Source organism: Zwartia panacis (assembly GCF_030410395.1).
GTDB lineage: Bacteria > Pseudomonadota > Gammaproteobacteria > Burkholderiales > Burkholderiaceae_B > Zwartia > Zwartia panacis.
In genome coordinates this window covers 150,473-170,236 of the sequence record NZ_JAUHHF010000003.1, presented here as the reverse complement: position 1 = coordinate 170,236, position 19,764 = coordinate 150,473, and the positions used below count along the sequence as shown (strand labels likewise).

At 47.8% G+C, this 19,764-nt stretch carries 21 protein-coding genes and 1 riboswitch; of the genes, 13 read left to right on the top strand and 8 right to left on the bottom strand.

All coding sequences use genetic code 11. The annotated features are described in order from the left end of the window. Nucleotides 1-24: 24 nt before the first annotated feature. Together QWY30_RS05550 and QWY30_RS05545 are read left to right on the top strand one after the other, a co-directional pair. Nucleotides 25-1,041: an HNH endonuclease family protein gene (locus tag QWY30_RS05550; RefSeq protein ID WP_290238990.1), complete on the top strand. Its 1,017-nt coding sequence runs from the start codon at nucleotides 25-27 to the stop codon at nucleotides 1,039-1,041. Between the two features lie 23 nt (nucleotides 1,042-1,064). After that, on the top strand, nucleotides 1,065-1,448 hold the full coding sequence (locus QWY30_RS05545) for a hypothetical protein (RefSeq protein ID WP_290238989.1): 384 nt from the start codon (nucleotides 1,065-1,067) through the stop codon (nucleotides 1,446-1,448). A gap of 24 nt (nucleotides 1,449-1,472) precedes the next feature. Here QWY30_RS05545 and QWY30_RS05540 read toward each other — a convergent pair whose 3' ends face one another. Next, on the bottom strand, nucleotides 1,473-2,018 hold the full coding sequence (locus QWY30_RS05540; RefSeq protein ID WP_290238986.1) for an alpha/beta fold hydrolase: 546 nt from the start codon (nucleotides 2,016-2,018) through the stop codon (nucleotides 1,473-1,475). Nucleotides 2,019-2,168: 150 nt separating this feature from the next. Here QWY30_RS05540 and QWY30_RS05535 point away from each other — a divergent pair, with 150 nt between their 5' ends. Both QWY30_RS05535 and QWY30_RS05530 read left to right on the top strand, forming a co-directional pair. Then, complete coding sequence (locus QWY30_RS05535; RefSeq protein ID WP_290238984.1) at nucleotides 2,169-3,161, top strand: Bug family tripartite tricarboxylate transporter substrate binding protein; 993 nt, start codon at nucleotides 2,169-2,171, stop codon at nucleotides 3,159-3,161. A gap of 65 nt (nucleotides 3,162-3,226) precedes the next feature. Continuing rightward, on the top strand, nucleotides 3,227-4,720 hold the full coding sequence (locus QWY30_RS05530; RefSeq protein ID WP_290238982.1) for an FAD-dependent oxidoreductase: 1,494 nt from the start codon (nucleotides 3,227-3,229) through the stop codon (nucleotides 4,718-4,720). A gap of 94 nt (nucleotides 4,721-4,814) precedes the next feature. Here the strand turns inward: QWY30_RS05530 and QWY30_RS05525 are convergent, their stop codons facing one another. Next, nucleotides 4,815-5,033 carry a hypothetical protein gene (locus QWY30_RS05525; RefSeq protein WP_290238981.1) on the bottom strand — a complete coding sequence of 73 codons (219 nt, stop codon included), beginning with the start codon at nucleotides 5,031-5,033 and terminating at the stop codon, nucleotides 4,815-4,817. 509 nt (nucleotides 5,034-5,542) lie between these two features. Between QWY30_RS05525 and yghU the strand changes: the two genes are divergently transcribed. Beyond that, a complete protein-coding gene (yghU, locus tag QWY30_RS05520; protein WP_290238978.1) occupies nucleotides 5,543-6,418 on the top strand; it encodes a glutathione-dependent disulfide-bond oxidoreductase in 876 nt (291 codons plus the stop codon). 87 nt (nucleotides 6,419-6,505) lie between these two features. Here the strand turns inward: yghU and QWY30_RS05515 are convergent, their stop codons facing one another. Together QWY30_RS05515 and QWY30_RS05510 are read right to left on the bottom strand one after the other, a co-directional pair. Continuing rightward, complete coding sequence (locus QWY30_RS05515) at nucleotides 6,506-7,522, bottom strand: Bug family tripartite tricarboxylate transporter substrate binding protein (protein WP_290238976.1); 1,017 nt, start codon at nucleotides 7,520-7,522, stop codon at nucleotides 6,506-6,508. Between the two features lie 76 nt (nucleotides 7,523-7,598). Continuing rightward, a complete protein-coding gene (locus tag QWY30_RS05510) occupies nucleotides 7,599-8,756 on the bottom strand; it encodes a M20 family metallopeptidase (RefSeq protein WP_290238974.1) in 1,158 nt (385 codons plus the stop codon). Between the two features lie 175 nt (nucleotides 8,757-8,931). Between QWY30_RS05510 and QWY30_RS05505 the strand changes: the two genes are divergently transcribed. Next, a complete protein-coding gene (locus QWY30_RS05505; RefSeq protein WP_290238972.1) occupies nucleotides 8,932-9,699 on the top strand; it encodes an IclR family transcriptional regulator in 768 nt (255 codons plus the stop codon). On the opposite strand, the gene QWY30_RS05500 is transcribed toward QWY30_RS05505, so the two are convergent. From QWY30_RS05500 to QWY30_RS05485, 4 genes are all read right to left on the bottom strand, one after another. Further along, nucleotides 9,678-9,860, bottom strand: a complete 183-nt coding sequence (locus QWY30_RS05500) for a hypothetical protein (protein ID WP_290238970.1) — start codon at nucleotides 9,858-9,860, stop codon at nucleotides 9,678-9,680. The two genes, QWY30_RS05505 and QWY30_RS05500, sit on opposite strands and share 22 nt — an antisense overlap. Continuing rightward, the gene (locus QWY30_RS05495) at nucleotides 9,853-10,293 is read right to left on the bottom strand and encodes a hypothetical protein (RefSeq protein ID WP_290238968.1); all 441 of its coding nucleotides are present in this window, start codon (nucleotides 10,291-10,293) and stop codon (nucleotides 9,853-9,855) included. The genes QWY30_RS05500 and QWY30_RS05495 overlap by 8 nt, the downstream gene beginning before the upstream one ends. Beyond that, a riboswitch (SAM-I-IV-variant riboswitch) is annotated at nucleotides 10,289-10,393 on the bottom strand. Its footprint overlaps the gene before it by 5 nt. A gap of 160 nt (nucleotides 10,394-10,553) precedes the next feature. Continuing rightward, the gene (locus QWY30_RS05490) at nucleotides 10,554-11,549 is read right to left on the bottom strand and encodes a Bug family tripartite tricarboxylate transporter substrate binding protein (protein WP_290238966.1); all 996 of its coding nucleotides are present in this window, start codon (nucleotides 11,547-11,549) and stop codon (nucleotides 10,554-10,556) included. A gap of 32 nt (nucleotides 11,550-11,581) precedes the next feature. After that, the gene (locus QWY30_RS05485; RefSeq protein ID WP_290238964.1) at nucleotides 11,582-12,472 is read right to left on the bottom strand and encodes a TauD/TfdA dioxygenase family protein; all 891 of its coding nucleotides are present in this window, start codon (nucleotides 12,470-12,472) and stop codon (nucleotides 11,582-11,584) included. A 110-nt stretch (nucleotides 12,473-12,582) separates the two neighbouring features. Here QWY30_RS05485 and QWY30_RS05480 point away from each other — a divergent pair, with 110 nt between their 5' ends. From QWY30_RS05480 to QWY30_RS05450, 7 genes are all read left to right on the top strand, one after another. Further along, complete coding sequence (locus QWY30_RS05480) at nucleotides 12,583-13,512, top strand: LysR family transcriptional regulator (RefSeq protein WP_290238962.1); 930 nt, start codon at nucleotides 12,583-12,585, stop codon at nucleotides 13,510-13,512. A gap of 59 nt (nucleotides 13,513-13,571) precedes the next feature. Then, nucleotides 13,572-14,261: a GntR family transcriptional regulator gene (locus QWY30_RS05475; RefSeq protein WP_290238961.1), complete on the top strand. Its 690-nt coding sequence runs from the start codon at nucleotides 13,572-13,574 to the stop codon at nucleotides 14,259-14,261. 106 nt (nucleotides 14,262-14,367) lie between these two features. Continuing rightward, complete coding sequence (locus QWY30_RS05470) at nucleotides 14,368-15,357, top strand: Bug family tripartite tricarboxylate transporter substrate binding protein (RefSeq protein ID WP_290238959.1); 990 nt, start codon at nucleotides 14,368-14,370, stop codon at nucleotides 15,355-15,357. Nucleotides 15,358-15,399: 42 nt separating this feature from the next. Then, nucleotides 15,400-16,542 (top strand): mandelate racemase/muconate lactonizing enzyme family protein, encoded by a 1,143-nt coding sequence (locus tag QWY30_RS05465; RefSeq protein ID WP_290238958.1) that lies wholly within the window; start codon nucleotides 15,400-15,402, stop codon nucleotides 16,540-16,542. A 45-nt stretch (nucleotides 16,543-16,587) separates the two neighbouring features. Next, nucleotides 16,588-17,517: a fumarylacetoacetate hydrolase family protein gene (locus QWY30_RS05460; protein WP_290238956.1), complete on the top strand. Its 930-nt coding sequence runs from the start codon at nucleotides 16,588-16,590 to the stop codon at nucleotides 17,515-17,517. After that, on the top strand, nucleotides 17,504-18,472 hold the full coding sequence (locus tag QWY30_RS05455; protein ID WP_290238954.1) for an NAD(P)-dependent oxidoreductase: 969 nt from the start codon (nucleotides 17,504-17,506) through the stop codon (nucleotides 18,470-18,472). The genes QWY30_RS05460 and QWY30_RS05455 overlap by 14 nt, the downstream gene beginning before the upstream one ends. A gap of 6 nt (nucleotides 18,473-18,478) precedes the next feature. After that, entirely contained in the window at nucleotides 18,479-19,621 is a 1,143-nt protein-coding gene (locus QWY30_RS05450) for a mandelate racemase/muconate lactonizing enzyme family protein (RefSeq protein WP_290238952.1), read from the top strand. The last annotated feature ends 143 nt before the right edge of the window (nucleotides 19,622-19,764 follow it).

Here is a 19,764-nt window from a genome sequence, read left to right as displayed (position 1 = left end):
TACAAATGTTACCGCTTCAGGCTCATGCAACCTTTTATCACCATCGCTCCAACACTCGAAGACTACTGGCGAGGGATTATTTTATTCGGGAGAAACTCCGCTTCGTACAAATTCGCGTTAGCGAAGTCTCTCTTAGAGCTTAACCCTCAGGCGGGTCAGCTAATTAAGCTGTCAGACCTTGCTCCAACCTTTGCCCAGCATATCGTTACGCATCTCAAGCTTGCACCCAAGCAAGCAGTGTCAGCGTCGAGCCAATATTTAGAGGCTTGCCGTCGGTATGGGGTGGAGGATCCAAACCAGACAAAACTAGTCGAAGAGACCGTTCGTCGAGGCTTTGTAAACGTGATCGATGCTTTCCATGTCGTGGGGGCAGGAGATACACAAAAACGCTTCTTTATCGACGAGCGTGCCAGTAACAACGGAATCCGTATCACGGATGAGTTTTCTGCGTTGATGGAGGGAACTCATACGCAGAATCTAGGAGTCGAGGTCGAGTCTCGGTGGAATCTTGTTGAAACGGCTTGGGGTATGGGCGTGGCACCTCATCTGATTGATATCAAGCACGATGCCGAGCAGAGCATGTTGTTTACCTTTGACCGCACGAACCGCAGAAAAACCGTTACCAGTGCTCGAGGTGCGTTAAACGGCTACCAGAAGGGTAAATGCTTTTATTGTCGTCGTGAGATTGATATCACGACTGGTCGCGAAACCGAAGTGGATCACTTCTTTCCGCATGTTTTGAGTCGAGAGAAATCGTTTGAGCTCATCGACGGTGTTTGGAACCTAGTACTTGCATGCGCCGACTGTAATGCAGGTGTAGGTGGGAAGTTTGCGCGAATCCCTACGATTGCCTTGTTAGAGAGATTGGAGACTAGAAACAATTTTTTGATCGCTAGTCATCATCCTTTGCGGGAGATGCTTATGAACCAAACAGGGGCGACTGTGAGTGCTCGGAGAAGGTTCTTAAGTGATTTTCATAATCGGGCGCTAGCTCGGTTGTTTCATACGTGGGAGCCTAAAGAGAAGGATGAAATGCACTAAAGATCGATATTTGTATTTTAGGATTGTGCTGGTCATTATGGCCAGTCGCAATCGGTTTCAAGATTGTTGAGATTTTCAAAAAGAAAGATGCTGAGGCTGTTAGTGGGCAACGCGCCAAGGCTAAAGAGTTTGTCCTAAAAGAAGATGCCTTGATCAGGAAGATGACGATTCCCGAGATCGAGCAAACCAATATGGTGATGGATCCAATGGGGGCTGCTCCGAATTTCCCGTTTGGACATTTAAATGCCTTGTGGGTCGAGTTTCGCGATGGGCTACAGCCTGACGAGACTGTGCACTTGTTTGAGTCTGTGGGGCCGAATCCGATCAGACGTCAGTTGATTTGGGGCTATGCGTTTTGCAAGGATGGGCGGATTGATCGGTTTATGACTGCGGGGTGGCGCCGCTGAGGTTTAGGCATCACGTTTTTTATGTCAACCAATCCATCGATCCAGCAATTCTCCAACATAGGCTTTAGGCAGCATGTGTCCCGCCTGAGGGACGACCGTGACGTCCCATGTCATGTGTGTGGCTAGAGCTTGGACATTTTCGGGATTGCTTTGCCAGTCAAGTTCGCCCACATGGATTTCGCATTGTTTGACGGCATGGTATTTACCGGCCTGAACCAACTCCATAAGTTGTCGCGCTCTGGGTGGGACGAAAAAAGTTTGTGATTCACTATTTGCAAACTCTCCCACGATCGGGGAGAGTAAAAGCACTCTTCCTGGGAAGGGGGGCATTAATGTCTGAGCATGCAAAAAAAGATAAGCTCCAAAAGAGTTGGCGACGACCAAGGCGTTTTCGTGCCAAAAGTGTGTCTTGAGATCTTGCGCAACGTGCTCGATTTGTTCCGAAAAGCTGAGTTTCGCGAAAGCACCAAGGGTTTCTCTCCCGGAGAGGTTCAGCCCCCGTGAGAGAAGTGCTTCGCCTAGGCCTGTTTCAAGCCGACCGCCTCGCCCGGGTAGGTAATAGATATCCATAAGCAATTTTATCGGTATTTGTTATTCAAAATTTTAGGAAATTGCCCCAACTTGGAAGTAAGATCTCAGGAAAGGAAGAGGGTGTCAAAGTTATATAAACTTTGTAAAAAAGTTCACTCATCTTTTATAAAAATTGAACGGGAGATCAACATGAAAAAAAACCTCTTTACAACGCTCCGTACGGTGGGCTTGAGCAGCCTGACCGCACTGGCTTTACTGCCACATTCGTTTGCGCAAGCGCAAGCCGCCAACTACCCAAATAAACCCATCACGATTGTTGCGCCCTTTGCAGCGGGTACGCTCACGGATATTTTGACGCGTACTGTCGCTAATAAACTCTCTATTGCTTTGGGCCAACCCGTTGTCGCAGAAAATAAAACGGGTGCAGACGGCAATATTGGCGCAGCCTTTGTTGCCTCGGCACCTCCAGACGGCTATACCCTATTGGTGGGTGCGACAAGCATTGGCTCGATCAACGTGTTGCTACATAAAAACATTAAATATGATCCGCAACGTGACTTTGTTGGTATCACGAATCTGATTAGCGTGCCCAACGTACTGGTCGTGGGATCGCATGTGCCTGCCAAGAATCTTAAAGAGCTCCTCGCACTCCAAAAGCAGAAGAGCTTTAATTACGGATCAAGCGGTGCGGGCGGTAGTATGCATTTGTCCGGTGAGATTTATAAGAAGATGGCCGGTGTAGAGATGGTGCACATCCCCTATAAGGGCACAACGCCAGTGATTAACGACATTATTGGCGGTCGCGTTGAAATGATGTTCTGTAACCTGCCAGTTTGTTTGTCCTTGATTAAATCAGGAAAGCTAACGGCTCTAGGTGTCACGTCCGCAACGCGTTCACCGCTCTTGCCTGACGTACCAACGCTTGCCGAGGCTGGCTTGCCAGGCTTTGATGTCAGTGGCTGGTTTGGCTTGTTTGCTCCCAAAGGTACGCCACCAGATATCGTCGCTAAGCTCAATGCAGAAACAGTCAAGATCCTGAACGATCCTCAGTTTAAAGAGGAGTTCTTGAACAGGGGCGCCATTACGATCGGCGGCACCTCACAGGAATTCACAAAATACGCAGCTGAGGAGCGTGAGCGCTGGGCCAAGATCATTGCAGAGGCAAATATTACGTTGGATTGATGGATCTTTCTAGCAATCGCGGGCGGTTTGGTACCAGTTCGATAGGCATGATTAGACATATTGCAATGCAAATCAAGAAACTTTCTGTTTGGATCCTTTTCTATGTGCTCTCCTGCTTGAGTTTGATCTCTCAAGCAGGAGACATTGGTAAAAAAGACTCTGAAAAACCATTACCAGCCCTGGATTGCGACTACAGCATTATTGGGGGGGGACCTGCAGGTCTATATATTGCATACCAGTTAGGGCCTCTCTACAAAGACAAAGTATGTTTATTCGAAAAAGAAAATCGTTTAGGTGGGCGTATTTACGATATTGGGAAAGATCTTAATCAACTCCAAGGACCTCTGATTGCGGTTGGTGGTCGCCGTGTGATGGAGGGGCAAGATGTCTTATTTAAACTCGCTCACGATCTCGGAATCGAGTTAGAAAAACCGAGTCTTGAGAAAGAGCTCATTTTTGCCCGCGGCCTTTATTCAACGAATCCTGATGATTTTGTAGTTTTATATCCAGGAATTGAGTTTGACCAAGAGAAAGGGGATGCGCCGACACAGCTGCTGCGGCGTTTGCTTGAGAGTGAGCACCGCAAGCATATCGATCAATTTCCTGATTTTAAATCTTATGCGACGCGTGTTCTTGGGAATAATGGCTATGAATATCTTCGAGATATGAGCCGATTTCGTAGCGATTACGAATACTCGTTAAGTGCTAAAGGCTATCTTGATTTTCTGGAAGAGGACATCGATGTTTGCTGTGAGGCGTCCTATCCGGTAGGCGGAATGTCTGCCTATGTGCGAGGACTCGCTCGCAAAGCGCAAGAAAGTGGCGTACGTATTTACCTGGAAGAACCTGTTAAAAGTATTGATAAAGAATCAAACCGCTATTCTTTAATCACAACCAAGCATCGTGTGACAAGTTCGCATGTGATGATTAGCGTTCCTCCAAAGGCGTTTGATCATATCCAAGGAAATATCGCTCGTGCGATTCAGTCGCAACCACAATATCAATCATTAGTTGGTGTCAATGTCGTCACCGTCGCACAATGGTATGACAATCCTTGGTGGCTCAATATCCGAGGTATGAAGGACAACAAAAAAGTATGGCGCGCTTGGACAACGGACAGTTGTATTAATTCGATTGAAATACCTCAGGAGCCATACGCAGCCAATCAAAATGTGATTCGGTCTGTTTACAGCGATAGTCTTGAGTGTGTCCAGAAATGGCGAGCACTTGCCTCCGAAGGTCTTGAATCAATTGAGCGTGAAGTTAAAAAAGGCCTCGAACATTTGTTTGCCAATAACGGCGTGACACAGCCGGTTGAAATTGGGAAAGCAAGCAAAACCTTCTATTGGGAATGGCCTGATGGTTGGTACTACATACGTGCAGGATATCCGTTTTCAACACGTGATATTTTTAATTGGGCAGTGCAGCCACTCGGCGATGAAAATGTTTCTCTAGCAGGCGAGAGCTACAATCCGCAGCGCTCCACTTGGTCCGATGGTGCATATAAGTCAGCAATACATTTATTAAATAAAAGGTATGGGTTTTCAATCGCTCACTGACGGTGAAAATTCTTTGCAGCTGAATAAGTGATCAACACGCCAGCGGGCCGCAGCAGACAGGCCTGGGAGTACATTGAATTGCAGGCAGCTATGGCTAAAAAATATTAGCGATCTTTGAAAGCAGGCCAACGATGGCGAATAGAGTTGTGATTTGTATGCTCATACATAGAATAAATTTACGGTCAAGATCGGTTCTTAATCCTGCAACTAAGCGATCTATGCGGTCCATGGTTTCTGTTGTTTGCCTTGCCAAATCTTCGCGCGTGGCGAGGGTAGGGATGATGGCTTCAAGTTTTGCCAATTTAGTTTCCATGGAGTGCTACCTATCGGGCGTGATTCATGTGGAATTTTAGTTTTAACGACATCCAAAGTGATTGGCTTTGAGGACTATTTTTTGTTTCTAACTGTTGCATCGTGCCACCTTCTACCCGCGTAAGTTGGCGAGTCTGTTTGCCTTGTCATCTAGAGATAACCTGCATGGTGCAGCGTTTCTTAATCTTTAATTTGCGTCTGAGTTCGTTGATGTCTGGATTGAGAATCGGGTCTGTTCCGGATCGTTCTTCAAAATCAAGTAATAACGCTTCAAGCTCCTGAACGATCCTCAGTTTAAGGAGGAGTTCTTGAACAGGGGCGCCATTACGATCGGCGGTACCTCAGAGGAATTTACAAAATACGCAGCTGAGGAGCGCGAGCGCTGGGCTAAGATCACTGCAGAGGTAAATATTACATTGGATTGATTGATTTCTGATCGTACTATATGGCTTAGTAACGCCATCTTTGTACACCGCATGGATGGACAATTGACTCAAGTGAAGAGACCCAATGACAGATTCTAAAGATTACGTCCCCCCCAAAGTTTGGACTTGGGATCAACCCAGCGGCGGCGCCTTTGCGAATATTAATCGGCCGATCGCCGGGCCGACTCACGACAAAGAACTGCCAATTGGCAAGCACCCTCTGCAACTGTACTCGTTGGGCACGCCTAATGGCGTCAAGGTCACGATCTTGCTCGAAGAGTTACTGGCGCTGGGGCACGTAGGCGCTGAGTATGATGCTTGGCTCATCAACATCCGTGATGGTGACCAGTTTGGCTCGGGTTTTGTCGATATCAACCCAAACTCAAAAATCCCAGCGCTGATGGACCGCAGTGGCGAGCTACCGGTGCGCGTGTTTGAATCCGGCTCGATCTTGCTCTACCTGTCTGACAAATTTCAGGCTTTTCTGCCCAAATCGGGTGCCGCCCGCACTGAGGCCTTGAACTGGCTGTTCTGGCAAATGGGTAGTGCGCCTTATTTGGGTGGCGGGTTTGGTCACTTCTACGCTTACGCGCCAGCTAAGTTTCAGTACGCCATTGATCGTTTTACGATGGAAACCAAGCGCCAGCTTGACGTTCTGGATCGTCGCCTTGCCGTCAGTGAGTACTTGGGTGGCGATCACTATACGATCGCTGATATTGCGGTGTTCCCATGGTACGGCGGGTTGGTGAAGGGTTGGTTATATGGGGCGGCCGAGTTTTTAAGCGTGCAAGACTACAAGCATGTTCAACGCTGGGCCGAGACTGTTTACAGCCGGCCCGCAGTGAAGCGCGGTCGCATGGTCAATCGTATGCATGGCGAGCCTTCAGAACAGCTGCGTGAACGCCATGACGCCAGCGACTTTGACACTAAAACGCAAGACAAGATTCAACCTGCAAGCTAGATGGCAGAGTGAGGCATCCCGCTTTGTTAACGGGTGCCTGATCTGATCGCCGCTACAAAACGTATACGTACTCGCTTTGTCTGCGCTTTAGTTCGTGTGGACGTAGCCTGTCACTTTAATCATCTCTTTGTATTTGGCGATTTCGTTTTCATAGAAAGCGTTCGCCTGTTCAAGGCTCATCGGCTTTGCGACGTTACGGCCGTCAGCCTCGAGGGACTTAATAACCTCAGGATTGGTCAGCGCTGAGCTGATGGCCTTGTTCAACACTTTCTTGATGTCTTCGGGCGTGCCTTTTTTGACAAAATATCCTGCATTGCTGGCGTATTCGAAATTTTCGAGTTTGGGCGTGTCAGTAATGCTGGGAATGCTCGCGAGGACTGCGGGTTTGTCCTTGGAGAGCACTGCGATCGCTCTGTAGCGACCTGTTTTAATCATTTCCAGCATGGATGCCTGAAATGGCATGATGGAAAAATCGATTTGTCCACTGGCCAGATCCTGCACGACTGGCGCCGTACCCTTATAAGGGATGTGAGTGAAAGTCACGCCGAGTGTTTTCCCCATCTGTTCGGTAATCAGGTGATAGAGGGATCCGACACCCACGCTGCCATAGGTCAGTGAATCTGATTTGTTGCGGGAGGCCGCTAAATCAATAAACTCTTTTGTGTTGTTGACGGGCAGGTCTTTGCGTACCAACAAGACAAGATGTGTCACAGTGATCGGCTGAACACTTTCAAACTCATCGGGCTGATAGCGAATCGCTTTATTGGTGAGTGGGGGAATGATCAGTTCATTTTGAGTGCCCTGAAAAAAGATGCGTCCATTCGCATTGGCATTGAGCACTTTCGAGGCTGCAATGGTTCCCGTGCCTCCACCAAGGTTTTCAACGATCACGGGTGCGCCCAAGGCTTTGGAAATCGGCTCGCTCAGTATGCGTGCGCTGACATCGCTGGGACCACCTGCAGGATAGGGGACCATCAGGCTCACAGGCCGAGATCCTGGATAGTCGTTTGCCAGAGCGGGACTTAAGCCGACCATGCCTGTCAGGCAGATTGCTGCGGTGGTTTTGAATAAAGAACGAAGGGGAGAAGCAAAATTGTGTTTCATATTTAATTTAGATAGAAGGGGTATTAAAAATTTGTGACTGCTGATAGCTGATGGCATGTGTTGATATCAGTCGCTCTCACAGTGCGGCGTGGACTTTGCCAATCGTCAGCAACACTGCTTTTGCTCGGGGCAAAAAGGAATCGATTTCGGTGTATTCGTCCTGGGTATGAAATTTGCCACCCACGGGTCCGGTTCCGCATAGCGTGATCGCGCCGAGACTGGAGGTCACTCCCGAGTCTGCGCATCCGCCGCTAAATTCCTGATCTGTGCGATGGCCGATATCCTTGAGCGTGTCCCGGTACAGTTCGAAGAGTTTCTGCGAGGCTGCGGTCGGGACGAATGGCTTGAATTCACCCATGACGCTCAGCTTGGACAGTGTTCCGGTGATGAAGTTTTTATTGCAAATGCACTGAATTCGGCTCATGACGTGTTCGCGCTGTGCCAGATCTTTGACACGCACATCGATAGCTGCTTTGGCGGAAGGGGCTGAGGTATTGACAGACTGACCGCCTGAAATCAATCCAACACTGACGGTTAATCCCTCATCAATGTCTGTGAGCTTGTCGAGCTCCACGATTTTGTTCGCGATTTCCGAGATCGCATTAATGCCCTCCGAAAAATTGGCCCCAGAGTGCGCGGCTTTACCCTGGACATCCATCTCGAGAAAAATACCGCCCTTGCGTCCTGTCACGACGTTACCCGAGGGGCGCCCTGGTTCGCCGTTGAAGACAAAAGCAGCTTTGCGGGCAAACGCCTCGATGACCTCTTTGCTCAGGGGCGAGCCGATTTCCTCGTCGCATGTGAATAGTGCGGATACTTCGGTGGTCGTATGTCCTGACTGGGCAAGCGCGGCGATGATGAAGGCGTTCATGACGACGCCCGCTTTCATGTCCGCAACGCCCGGGCCGTACGCTCGATTGCCTTCGATGCGGAACGGACGTTTGGCGACTTCTCCCCTTGGAAAGACGGTATCGCAATGCCCCATCAGCAGAACGGGGCGGCCAAGGCTCGCACCAGCATTGATGGTCACGGACAGAGCCGCCTCGACTCCCTGCACAAAATGGGATTCGGTTTTCAATCCGAAGGTCTTGAAAAAAGACTCAAGTTTGCGAAAAACCTGGGAAACACCCTCTTTGTAGTAGCTGTGTGAGTCAATGCCCACCAGCTCTTCGAGCAATGACAGCATAGCGGTCTGCTGTGAATCAATCCATTCGACTGCTTTTGAGTTTTGCATCACGCGCGTCCTCGACTGGTGTTTAAATTGGGTGTTTTAAAGTATTGCAATACAATACTTTGTATTATTTAATCTGATTATGAACATTAATCTGTTTCTTGTTTTTTGTCATCCAGCTGTCAAATTTTGTTGAATCGTATTTTGTTGAATCAAATCAACCTAGGCTCTCAATTTCATGTCAACGTCACCGTTATTTGTTGCCTCTGTCGCCAAAGCGTTCTCCATCCTGGATTGTTTTCGGCATACAGCGAACGACTTGAGTCTGATGGAAATGGTCCAGCTGAGCGGGATGGATAAGAGCGCGGCGCAACGCTACGCCCACACGCTTTGTGAACTGGGAGTGCTGGAACAAAATTCTCAGACCCGTCGTTATCGTCTGGGTAAAAAGGTGCTGAATCAGGCTTTCGACTATTTACGTACCAATGCTTTCGTCGAATCCGTTAATCCCCTCTTGCTGGACATCTGTGAAAAAACGGGAGAAAGAATCAGTCTTTCCCTGATTGAGAACGATGAATTGGTTCACGTCATGCGACACCAGACCAAGACGCAGGAATATCAGGCCTCTCTTGTGGGTCGAAGGGTGCCTGTTTTTTGTACCGCAGGCGGACGCGCATCGTTGGCCTCGCTTGGGCCGAGCGAATTGGAGGCATGGTTAAAAGGAAAGGAGTTCCATGCCTATACGCCGGACACGGTGACGGATCATCACAAATTGAAAACTGTTTTGTCTCAAATCCGTCGCAAAGGTTATGCGCTGGTCGTCAATGAATTTATTCACGGGGAAATAGCACTGGGCGCCGCAGTGCTGTCCGACGATGGAAAACCTTTTGCCGCGATTCATATTTCAGGGTCAGCGTGGGAATGGGGTGCGAATGAATATGAAAAGAAATTCGCTCCCATTCTGATGAATGCCATTAGTCGGATTCAGCGACCGTTACGCACATGACGATAGCACCCGCTCACGGAGTGTTTGATCAAAGAACGTCTAACCCGACCTTTGACCGTACTCAGGAGTTCTACCTGCAAGTCGTAGCGTCCAAAATAATCACGTGGACGATATTCCAAGGCACTCGCGGGGATAGGTTTTGGGGGAGCGGTTTTAGTCATGATTATGCTCCTGTGCTGCCGCAGCGATCCATTTAGGGGGAAAGTCGTGACCGACTTGAGTGAAACAAATATTTGGAATCTCTTTAAATGGACCCGCCCACATATCGGCGATGGCTACAAACTGCTCGATGTCGAAACCGCATTGTTCAATCTCATCAATGAGCTTCGCTAGCTCCGAGCTGCTCATCGATATCAAGCGATACAAATACGCATCACCCTCGCCCAAGGTATGTCGCCGCTCAAAGGTTTCACAGCCGCCTGGGTAATGGGCGGCGATATCGGCTTTTCGAATAAAGGCCGACAATAATTGCACGTGCACAGTCATCACGATCTCCTGTTTAGCCAGTTCGGCAAGACGCCCGGGTTGGCAAGTTGGATATAAATCCCCCGTACAAAACAAAAAGCCCTCTTCTGTAGAAGAGGGCTGACGCATCCCGCTTAGTTACCGTTTCCGGTCACATTGCCTCTCGGCGATCCACCTTGCCCGGGAGGGCAGGTTGGCATGGGCGTCAGCCCAAATCTGAATGTCTTGGAGTGATTTTATAGGATTGTTTGAGACTTGATAAGTACCTGTAAATATTTTTAAACATACCCAATGAAGTACAGCAACGGCTGCGTGATGGCAATGCGTTTTTGACCCACGTACAGACGCAACACAATATTTGGGTCATTGACATTCGTAATATCGGTGAGTCAGTTGACAGTGATTCCTGACTGCTGAACCAAATCTACCCAGCGCTGGTAATCCTTGCGAACGAAATCACCAAAATCTGCGGATGATTTTGGTGGGGCTGGATCAACAACGAGCAACTCTAACCCCTTACGAACGGAATCATTTTGGAGAGCGCTCAAAAGTGATTCATGGAGTTTTTCAACGATATTTCTGGGCGTTCCTAGCGGTGCAAACAAACCCCACCAAGTTTTATTGATCAAATCATCATAACCAAGCTCTTTAAATGTTGGGACGTTGCTAAATGCCATCTGGCGAGTTTCAGAGGTTTGCGCTAACGCTACAAGTTTGCCACTGTTGACCAAGGGCATCACAGCTGGAGGAGTCACAAACATCATGTCAATCCTGCCACCAAGCAAATCGTTCACCGCAGGTCCTGTGCCTTTGTATGGAATATGCAGAACTTCTACATTAAATTTTTTACCGAAAGAATAACCATCAAAGTGCTGAGACAAGCCTATCCCTGGCGAGCCGTACGAAACACTATTTTTCGTTTTAGATGCCGCAACCCATTCATCTAGAGTCTTAATATTTTTATCCGGTGTAATAACGAGGATATTGGACGAGGAACCAATCTCGCCGATCGGTGCAAAGTCAGTAAATGGATCATAAGGTTTGGGTTTACGAAGCGCAGGCACGATACCATGAGTCGATACATGACCAATCATGATGGTGTAGCCATCAGGTTTAGCACGCATTAACATTTGTACTCCTAGCGAACCTGAAGCTCCTGCGCGGTTTTCTACTACGACAGACTGATTCCAAATTTTCGTGAACTGATCAGCCAAAAGTCTTGCAATCTGATCAGTCCCACTACCGGCTGGTCCAGGAACTATAAAAGTCACAGGTGCAGAAGGAAAAGATTGAGCCTGAACTGTCATACTTAACATCGTCACAAAACAAGCTGTCGTGACAGCTCGTCCACACAACATCATAAATTTATTCAAACGATTTATCATTTTCGCTACCCATCACATTGTGATCGAATGAATCAAGATGCCAAGACTTTTTCACCCGAAATTTGAGTGCGCAACATCAATCTCCTGCTCGATGTGTCAAATGCCTCCCTACGGTGCATCGTGCACCTGTTATCCCACATGACCATATCCCCAAGTTTCCATTGTTGGCCCCATGCAAACTTAGGCTGCGTCGCATGCTCCCATAATTGATTTAATAAATCTTCACTTTCCGATAAAGATAAGCCCGGGATATAAGCACCTCTTCGACGACCTAAAAATAAACATTGACGTTGGCTGACTGGATGAAGGCGCACTAAGGGATGACGGGCACCGACAGTTTGTGTTGGGTCATCGTTGTCTTTGAATCCCTTCCTTAATTCTCCGGCGCTATTACGACTGGCATCGTGAATGCAAAACAGATTCTTGATCTTTTCCTTAATTGCAGAATTGAGCGTTTCATAAGCATCGTACATATTTACAAAATATGTATCACCACCGCTTGGTGGAATCTCAACGGCATAGAGACAACTCCCTTTTGGTGGCTGATCGACATATGTCATATCTGAATGCCATACAGCCTCATATGAACCAAGTCCACCAATCGGTTTTCCGTCCATCAACACATTAGAAATAATGGTTATTTCTGGCTTATCAACTTCAAAATAGGGATTTCTGTCTGAAGTACTGATGGGTCGAGCATCCAAACTACCAAAGTTTTTAGAAAACATAATCAATTCGTCCGCTGAAAGTTTGCCGACGCCCCTAAAGCGTAGTACCAAGTGGTCAGCCCAAGCTTTCTCAATTGCTTCGCGATCTGCATTATTTAATGGCGTTGAAAAATCAACACCCTCTACGTTTGCACCGAGTGCTCCGTCGAGTGGCGTAATTTTTATAGTTTCGCGCGAGGCAACTGTTTGATTCATTTTTAGTCTCCATTGAGGTAGTGACGATCACTTTAATGATCGATTTTTTTGAGTAAGCATAGTGTTATATTTATTAAATTTTATAGTTATTATTTATATATATATAAATAATGCAAATAAATACATCACGTCGACATTTGACCATTCGTCAGCTCGAGGTCTTTATCACCGTGGCTGACTCATTAAGTTTTAGCAAGGCCTCCGAAGCGTTTCATATTTCACAGCCAGCCCTTAGTACCGCTGTGCAACAGCTAGAACAATCCATTGGGGGACGTCTCTTTGATCGCCATACGCGAAGCGTTGCGCTCACTCAATTAGGGTTGAGTTTTCTTCCAATGGCGAAAAAACTGTTGGAATCATTTGATCAAACGATGCGCGAAACTGCCGAACTCGTCGAGGGACGACAGGGGGCAATTTCTATCGCGGCTTCCCCTTCCGTGATGGCAAAGTTATTGCCTAGAGCTCTGAAGAAATTCACCAAGATTTACCCGGATATTCAAATTACTCTTTACGAAGAGCTATTTGAACAATGCATTGAAATGCTTAGGAGTCAGAAGGTCGACGTAGCTTTTGCTCCTAAAAAAGAAACAGCTAAAGATCTCAAACAAGAGCCATTATTTACTGATCAGCTCGTGTTAATTTGCCCGATCAAACATCCACTTATCAAAAACAAAAATGTGAAATGGTCCCAACTTCCTCAATATCCTCACATATCCCTGAAGGCTGATAGCAATGTCCGACAACTGATTGAGTCGGCTTACAAGGCTCGCGGTTATCAAATCACACCTGTTTTCGAAGTAGAGCGTATCAGCTCAATGGTTAGTTTTATCGCTGCGGGTCATGGAATTGGAATACTTCCCCGTTCATTATTTCAAGCTTACAAAACCTCAGAAGTGACTGAGATCGCATTTTCGGATGGAGCTTTTTCTCGGGTGCTATGTGCTATTACGATGGAAAATAAAACGCTTTCGCCTGCCACGCAAAATCTAATTGATATATGCAGGCATGAGGAGATAAGGCTAGAGGCTCAAACTGAATAGAACTAGCGCTGCTTTGAATCATCTGAGTACAATCCGATCAAATCTTCTCGGTCTAATCCATGATTCGTCCCAAGTCTCTAAAGCCTATCGAGCGTCGAACCCTTTGGGATCAGGCCTACTTGACTCTCAAAGCGGCGCTGCTTGAAGGGCGTTATGCCCCAGGTGCTCGGATCATTTTGCGGGATGTGGCTGATGAGCTTGGTATCAGTTTGACGCCTGTCCGTGATGCTGTGAATCACTTGATTGCTGAAAAGGTGCTGGATCGTGGGGGTGTAGGGCAAGGCGGTGGGGCCACTGTTCCTTTGTTGGACGCGCATCAATTTGATCAGCTGATGGCAATACGAGCAAACCTCGAACCTATGGCTACTGCGGCTGCTGCCCGTTTGGCGACAACTGAAGAGCTTGAAGGGTTAGAGCGCTCGATGCTCGATATGAAAAAATCGATTGAGACTGCTCAGGGTGCAAAGTATCTTGCTGCACATAATCGATTCCATTTCGGCATTTACAAAATCAGCCAGTTGCCCATCGTTCAGGATGTGATTGAAGGCGCCTGGCTAAGATGCGGGCCAACTTTGAATCTTGCACTGCCAGAATACAAGCCAGGATTGAAACGCTATTCACACCATGTGGATGCACTGAACGCACTGAAAAGGCGTGATGCTGATCAGGCCGCCGCTGCGATTCATGCAGACATCGAAAGTGCTCGAGCAGATGTCTATGCTCTATTGATGGAAAGACAAACAAAATAACTTAAGCGGTTTATTCAAATGCAATTGCATCGACTGCACAAATGTTGTATGTTATAACAAATAACAAATAGAGAAATTTAATTTCATGAATCAGGAGACAGCTGGAATGAAACAGAACATCTTTTCACGCATTGCCCGTTCGTTAGTCGGATCATTGGTTGCACTGACCGTTGCGGCACCTGTTCTTGCGCAAAATACTTTTCCGAGCAGAGAGATTCGTCTGATCGTGCCATGGAATGCGGGTGGCTCAAATGATATTTCTGCGCGAGCCTTGTCGAGCATTCTCGGCGAGAAGGGAATCAGGGTTGTGGTGGAAAACGTACCAGGCGCGACAGGATCAATCGGTATGACACGAGTCGCCAGGGCAGAGCCAGATGGTTACACAATTGGCATGGGGACGAGTTCAACCTTGGCATTGATTGCTCAAAACCTGACTCCCTTGCGAAATAGTGAGTTTGCCTCAATCGCAAGAGTCACAACCGATCCTCTGCTGCTTTTAGTGCCCTACAACAGTCCATATAAAAATCTGGATGAATTTATCGCATTTGTTAAAAAGAACCCGGGCAAAGTATCGATTGGTACACCTGGCAGCAATAATTTGAATCATATCTTTGCTCTCATGACCGGCCGTATTGCGGGGAGCGAGATCATTGTGGCGCCTTACACAGGCGGATCACGCGTGATTGCAGATCTGGCAGGTGGTCAGATTAATGCAGCAGTCCTCAAGCCTTCGGAGAGTAAGGCGCAAATTGATGGCAAGCTTGTGCGGGCACTGGGTGTATTTGCCAATGAGCCTTTACAGGCGATGCCAGATGTTCCAACTTTCAAGTCCAAGGGCTATGACGTGTTTCCTTATGGACCTCTCGTCCAGATGGCTTACTTGGTCGCTCCAGCAAAAACTCCACAGGCCGTTCAAGATCGTTTGATTGCGATGTTCAGCGAAGCAATTCAGAGCGAACGATTTAAGAAACTGTCGGCCGAGGGCAGTGCCGTGGTCGACAATCTAACTGGAGAAGCCCTGAACAAAGAGGTTGTTGGAGTGACGGCGGCTCTCGTGGAGGTTGGGGAAAAAGTATTCGCCAATCAAAAGAAATAAATTGACACAGAATTTAGAACCAATCACGGAAAAAAAGAACTCATGAGTATTATTAAAAAAGTGACTTGTCATGTCGTAGCGGCCCCAGTCGAGCGCCCTTTCACTTCGTCCAGAGGGTGGCTTTATAAGACGCGAGGATCTTGTATTGTCGAAATTGAGACCAACGATGGCATCGTTGGTTGGGGTGAGTGTTATGGGCCTTCTCAAGTTGCACGCGCATTCATTGAAACGCAGTTAGCACCCCATATCATCGGGCGCGATGCGTTTGATGTCGAGGTGATTTGGGAATATCTCTATAACCGTATCAAAGATTATGGCGGAAAAGGGATGGTGACCAGTGCAATGAGTGGCATTGACATTGCGCTATGGGACATCATTGGCAAGTCAGTGGGTAAACCTATTCATAAGCTGATCGGGGGTTCTTTCCGAACAGAGGTGAATTGTTATGCCACGGGACTCTATTTCATTGATATGAATAGATTGATCGAGGAGGCTGTTGAAGAAGCGCAGGGATATCAAGAAGAGGGTTTCACCGCGATCAAGATGAAAATCGGACTAGGGGATATGAAGCTTGATATCGAGCGTGTGGCTGCCGTCCGCCAAGCACTTGGAGATAAAGCTCGTCTGATGGTGGATGCAAATCATTGTTTTACGGTTCCGCAGGCTATCCGTCTGGGCAGAGAACTTGAAAAACTGGGTGTAGAGTGGTTCGAGGAGCCTATTTCGCCAGAGGATCTTGATGGCTATGTCGAAGTAACTAGGGCTTTGGATATGGCTGTAGCCGGGGGTGAAAATGAATTTACTCGCTGGGGATTCAGAGATATCGTTGTTCGAAAGGCCATGGATATTATTCAGCCGGATGTATGCGCTGCAGGAGGGATCAGCGAATGCCGCAAGATTGCGACATTGGCCAGTGCACATGGTGTTGAGTGTGTGCCGCACGCTTGGGGCTCTGCGATTGGCCTAGCCGCAACCTTGCATTTTTTAGGTGCGTTGCCTGACCAGCCACCAAGCTACCGACCCTTTCCTCCATTGCTAGAGTTTGAGCAATGTGAAAATCCTTTCCGTGACTATTTGTCTGTCGAACCAATCGTTCAAAACAAAGGTGTTGTTCAAATTCCAACAGGTCCGGGATTAGGAATTGAGATTAATCGCGAAATATTGAACAAGTATCGCGTTGCCTAAATACACAGGCATCTCAATTTTTTATAAGCCCCAAGGATATTGTTTATGCGGTTTGTTACCTTTGTTTTGAAATCTGGTGGTGGTGCTGGTAAACATGCGATGATCCCTCGCGCTGGCGTGCTCTTGCCTGATACAGATCAGATTCTGGATTTGGGACACGAAGCGTGTGTTGATCTGATGGGTTCTACCCCTGCGTGTCTGCTTGCGATGATCGAGGCGGGCTTGCTTGTTTGGCAGTCACGTATTCAATCCTATAGTTTTTCCAATGAAGCGCTTGTGCAGCTGAATTCAGCACAACTCCTCGCTCCGTTACAAAGGCCAGGAAAAGTCATGGGTGCAGCATTTAACTTTCGCGATGCTTTAGCTGAAAGAGGTATGCCACCACCAGCTGAACCTGTCGTTTTCTTTCGTTCTGGGCAAACGGTCATCGGTCCGAATGAGCCGATACTGATTCCGCCTGATGTGGGTGATGTGGCTTACGAGGGCGAACTTGCTGCCATCATAGGACGCCGGGCTATATGTGTCTCAGAATCCGAGGCGATGGGCTTTGTGGCTGGATACACCATTCACAATGATGTAAGTGGATCAGGTTTACTCAAACGGGATAGAGGGAATTTTCTGCGTGGCAAGAATTTACCTGCTACAGCTCCGCTGGGACCATGGATTGCTACTCCAGATGAGATTGTGGATCCGCATCGAATCAGAATCAAACTAGAGGTTGATGGCCGTTTGCTTCAAGATGGCTCCACGGAAAATATGGTTTTTCGTATTCCTCAACTCATTTCGTGGATTTCCCATCGCTTTCCACTGGAACCAGGCGATGTGATCGCCACCGGAACTCCGGGAGGTGGGGCTTCAACGCACTCACCTCAGGCTTGGCTTTTGCCTGGACAACAGGTAACAGTCTCTTTGGAGGGATTAGGACAGTTGGTCAATCCAATAAAAAAAGGAGTGCCGTTCTTTGAAGCACAATAATCCGCGCGCTCGAGTATTGCTAACTAGCCCTATCCACCCGGATATGCAGGCTTTATTAGCATCACAATGCGACATAGTGATTGCACCTGACACCCAAGCCTCGACCTACAAGCGACTCATTCGAGATGTTCATGGTGTCATTGTTAGAAATCAATTGCCTCCTGACATCTTTGAAGATGCTCCCTTGACGCGCGCAGTTGTGCGACACGGAGTGGGTCTGGATATGATTCCGGTTCCGGCTGCCACAGAAAAAAAGATAGCGGTCGCGAATTTACCCGGTTGTAATTCTCAAGCGGTCGCGGAGTATTGCATCGCTGGCATGCTTGCTTTAAGACGCAACTTGGCAGGAATGGATGCTTCACTGAGAAAAGATGGCTGGTCTAAAGCTCGGCCCGCAGCCGATCATTATTTGGAGCTCGGAGCGAGCACCTTAGGCATTGTCGGCGTAGGATCAATCGGTTCATTGATCGCCTCGATGGCGCAAGGCCTCGGCATGAAAGTTCTTGGCCTGACACGTCGTCCTGAAACATTGCCTAAGGGTGTGATTGCTGCGGATAAGGAATTGTTATTTGCTCAGTCCGATGCTGTTGTCTTGGCCTGTCCTTTAACTGATCAAACCAGAAATCTTGTCGACCACAGCACAATCGCCACGATGAAAAAACGTGCGATTTTGATTAATGTGTCGCGCGGTCCAGTCGTTGATACGGATGCGTTGGTGATTGCCCTTCGAGAGGGGCGTTTGGGCGGCGCTTTACTGGATGTGTTCGATAAGCAGCCTCTGACGGGTACAGAGCAAATTTTTGATTGTCTTAATTTGATGTTGACGCCTCATTGTGCAGGCATCACGGAAAGTAGCTCTTTCGTGACGAGTGAGGGTGCAGTTCAGACAATGTTGGCGTTATTAAAAAATGAACGCCCCAAAAATGTTGTCAATCCTGAAGTATTTAAGGACTAATTTCAAATGAAAATCACACGTATACAAGCAGTTCCAATCTCTTTCCCTGTACCCGCCAACAAATCAGTCACATTGGGTATCGGACGTAGTGTCAAGCGTGATGCTGTCTTGATACGAGTCGATACTGACGAGGGATTGACCGGTTGGGGCGAATCACATCACGGGCGTTGTCCGGGCGCAATTGCCAAGCTCATTGATACAACACTGTCTGAATTGGTGTTGGGAATGGATGCGACAGACGTGAACGGAGTATGGGCGCGCGTCTATAAAATGCAGATTGCAAGCCATGGCATGGGCGCTGCTGCCGTTTTGGCATTAAGTGGACTTGACCAAGCTCTTTGGGACATCCGCTGTCAACAAGCGAATCAACCTCTTTATCGGATGTTAGGTGGCACCTCGAAACCGATCAAAGCCTATGCGGGCGGCATTGCTCTGGGTTGGCAAGAGCCAGAGAGTTTGGTTCAGGAGGCGCTTGGTTATATCAGTGATGGCTATCGAGCGCTGAAGCTACGAATGGGCGATACACCCAAGAAGGATATCGCGAGAGTACAGGCTGTGCGTAAGGCTGTTGGAGATGATATTGAGATCCTGACAGACGCAAATACAAATTACACGCTGGAGGCTGCGGCTAGAGTGCTGCCAGCATTTGCTGAAGCTCAGGTTGCCTGGCTTGAGGAGCCATTTCCACCTCAGGATCGTCATGCTTACGCAACATTGGCAAAGATGAGCAATGTTCCCTTGGCTGCAGGAGAGAATCACTACACTCGTTACGAATTCGATACGCTGATTGAAGACAATTGCGTGCGTTATCTTCAGCCTGATTTATCTAAAACAGGTGGCATAACGGAAACAATGCGTATAGCAGCAATGGCAGGTGCAAAAAAATTGACTGTTAACCCACATACATCAGCAACAGCAATCAATATGGCTTGTAGTTTGCATTTGTTATGCGGCGTGGATAATCCCGGTTATTTCGAAGGCGATGTCACTGGATTAAATCCTTTTAGAGACCATCTTGCGGGTCAAGTCGCTTATAAATTGGACTCAAACGGATGTGTTTCTCCTCCAGAAGGTGTAGGTTATGGCTTAACGCTGGATATGGACTTCATCAAGTCACATCCTTTGATTGAAGGTCCGTGCTACGTTTAAATAGCTAAATCTCGCATCGCGGTAGTCTTTTATGTGATTTTGAAATGGGTGTGCTGCAGTTTGTGTCACCCAGTGAGACAGTAAGTCGCGCATCATCTCCAAAACAGGAGATCCAACATGAAAAAGACTCTGGCTTTAGTGAT

What these genes read in the sequence shown, in the direction of transcription:
- QWY30_RS05550 (WP_290238990.1), top strand. Translation starts at nt 25, where the DNA reads ATGCAACCTTTTATCACCATCGCTCCAACACTCGAAGACTACTGGCGA.
- QWY30_RS05540 (WP_290238986.1), bottom strand. Translation starts at nt 2,018, where the DNA reads ATGGATATCTATTACCTACCCGGGCGAGGCGGTCGGCTTGAAACAGGC.
- QWY30_RS05535 (WP_290238984.1), top strand. Translation starts at nt 2,169, where the DNA reads ATGAAAAAAAACCTCTTTACAACGCTCCGTACGGTGGGCTTGAGCAGC.
- QWY30_RS05530 (WP_290238982.1), top strand. Translation starts at nt 3,227, where the DNA reads ATGCAAATCAAGAAACTTTCTGTTTGGATCCTTTTCTATGTGCTCTCC.
- QWY30_RS05525 (WP_290238981.1), bottom strand. Translation starts at nt 5,033, where the DNA reads ATGGAAACTAAATTGGCAAAACTTGAAGCCATCATCCCTACCCTCGCC.
- yghU (WP_290238978.1), top strand. Translation starts at nt 5,543, where the DNA reads ATGACAGATTCTAAAGATTACGTCCCCCCCAAAGTTTGGACTTGGGAT.
- QWY30_RS05515 (WP_290238976.1), bottom strand. Translation starts at nt 7,522, where the DNA reads ATGAAACACAATTTTGCTTCTCCCCTTCGTTCTTTATTCAAAACCACC.
- QWY30_RS05510 (WP_290238974.1), bottom strand. Translation starts at nt 8,756, where the DNA reads ATGCAAAACTCAAAAGCAGTCGAATGGATTGATTCACAGCAGACCGCT.
- QWY30_RS05505 (WP_290238972.1), top strand. Translation starts at nt 8,932, where the DNA reads ATGTCAACGTCACCGTTATTTGTTGCCTCTGTCGCCAAAGCGTTCTCC.
- QWY30_RS05500 (WP_290238970.1), bottom strand. Translation starts at nt 9,860, where the DNA reads ATGACTAAAACCGCTCCCCCAAAACCTATCCCCGCGAGTGCCTTGGAA.
- QWY30_RS05495 (WP_290238968.1), bottom strand. Translation starts at nt 10,293, where the DNA reads ATGCGTCAGCCCTCTTCTACAGAAGAGGGCTTTTTGTTTTGTACGGGG.
- QWY30_RS05490 (WP_290238966.1), bottom strand. Translation starts at nt 11,549, where the DNA reads ATGATAAATCGTTTGAATAAATTTATGATGTTGTGTGGACGAGCTGTC.
- QWY30_RS05485 (WP_290238964.1), bottom strand. Translation starts at nt 12,472, where the DNA reads ATGAATCAAACAGTTGCCTCGCGCGAAACTATAAAAATTACGCCACTC.
- QWY30_RS05480 (WP_290238962.1), top strand. Translation starts at nt 12,583, where the DNA reads ATGCAAATAAATACATCACGTCGACATTTGACCATTCGTCAGCTCGAG.
- QWY30_RS05475 (WP_290238961.1), top strand. Translation starts at nt 13,572, where the DNA reads ATGATTCGTCCCAAGTCTCTAAAGCCTATCGAGCGTCGAACCCTTTGG.
- QWY30_RS05470 (WP_290238959.1), top strand. Translation starts at nt 14,368, where the DNA reads ATGAAACAGAACATCTTTTCACGCATTGCCCGTTCGTTAGTCGGATCA.
- QWY30_RS05465 (WP_290238958.1), top strand. Translation starts at nt 15,400, where the DNA reads ATGAGTATTATTAAAAAAGTGACTTGTCATGTCGTAGCGGCCCCAGTC.
- QWY30_RS05460 (WP_290238956.1), top strand. Translation starts at nt 16,588, where the DNA reads ATGCGGTTTGTTACCTTTGTTTTGAAATCTGGTGGTGGTGCTGGTAAA.
- QWY30_RS05450 (WP_290238952.1), top strand. Translation starts at nt 18,479, where the DNA reads ATGAAAATCACACGTATACAAGCAGTTCCAATCTCTTTCCCTGTACCC.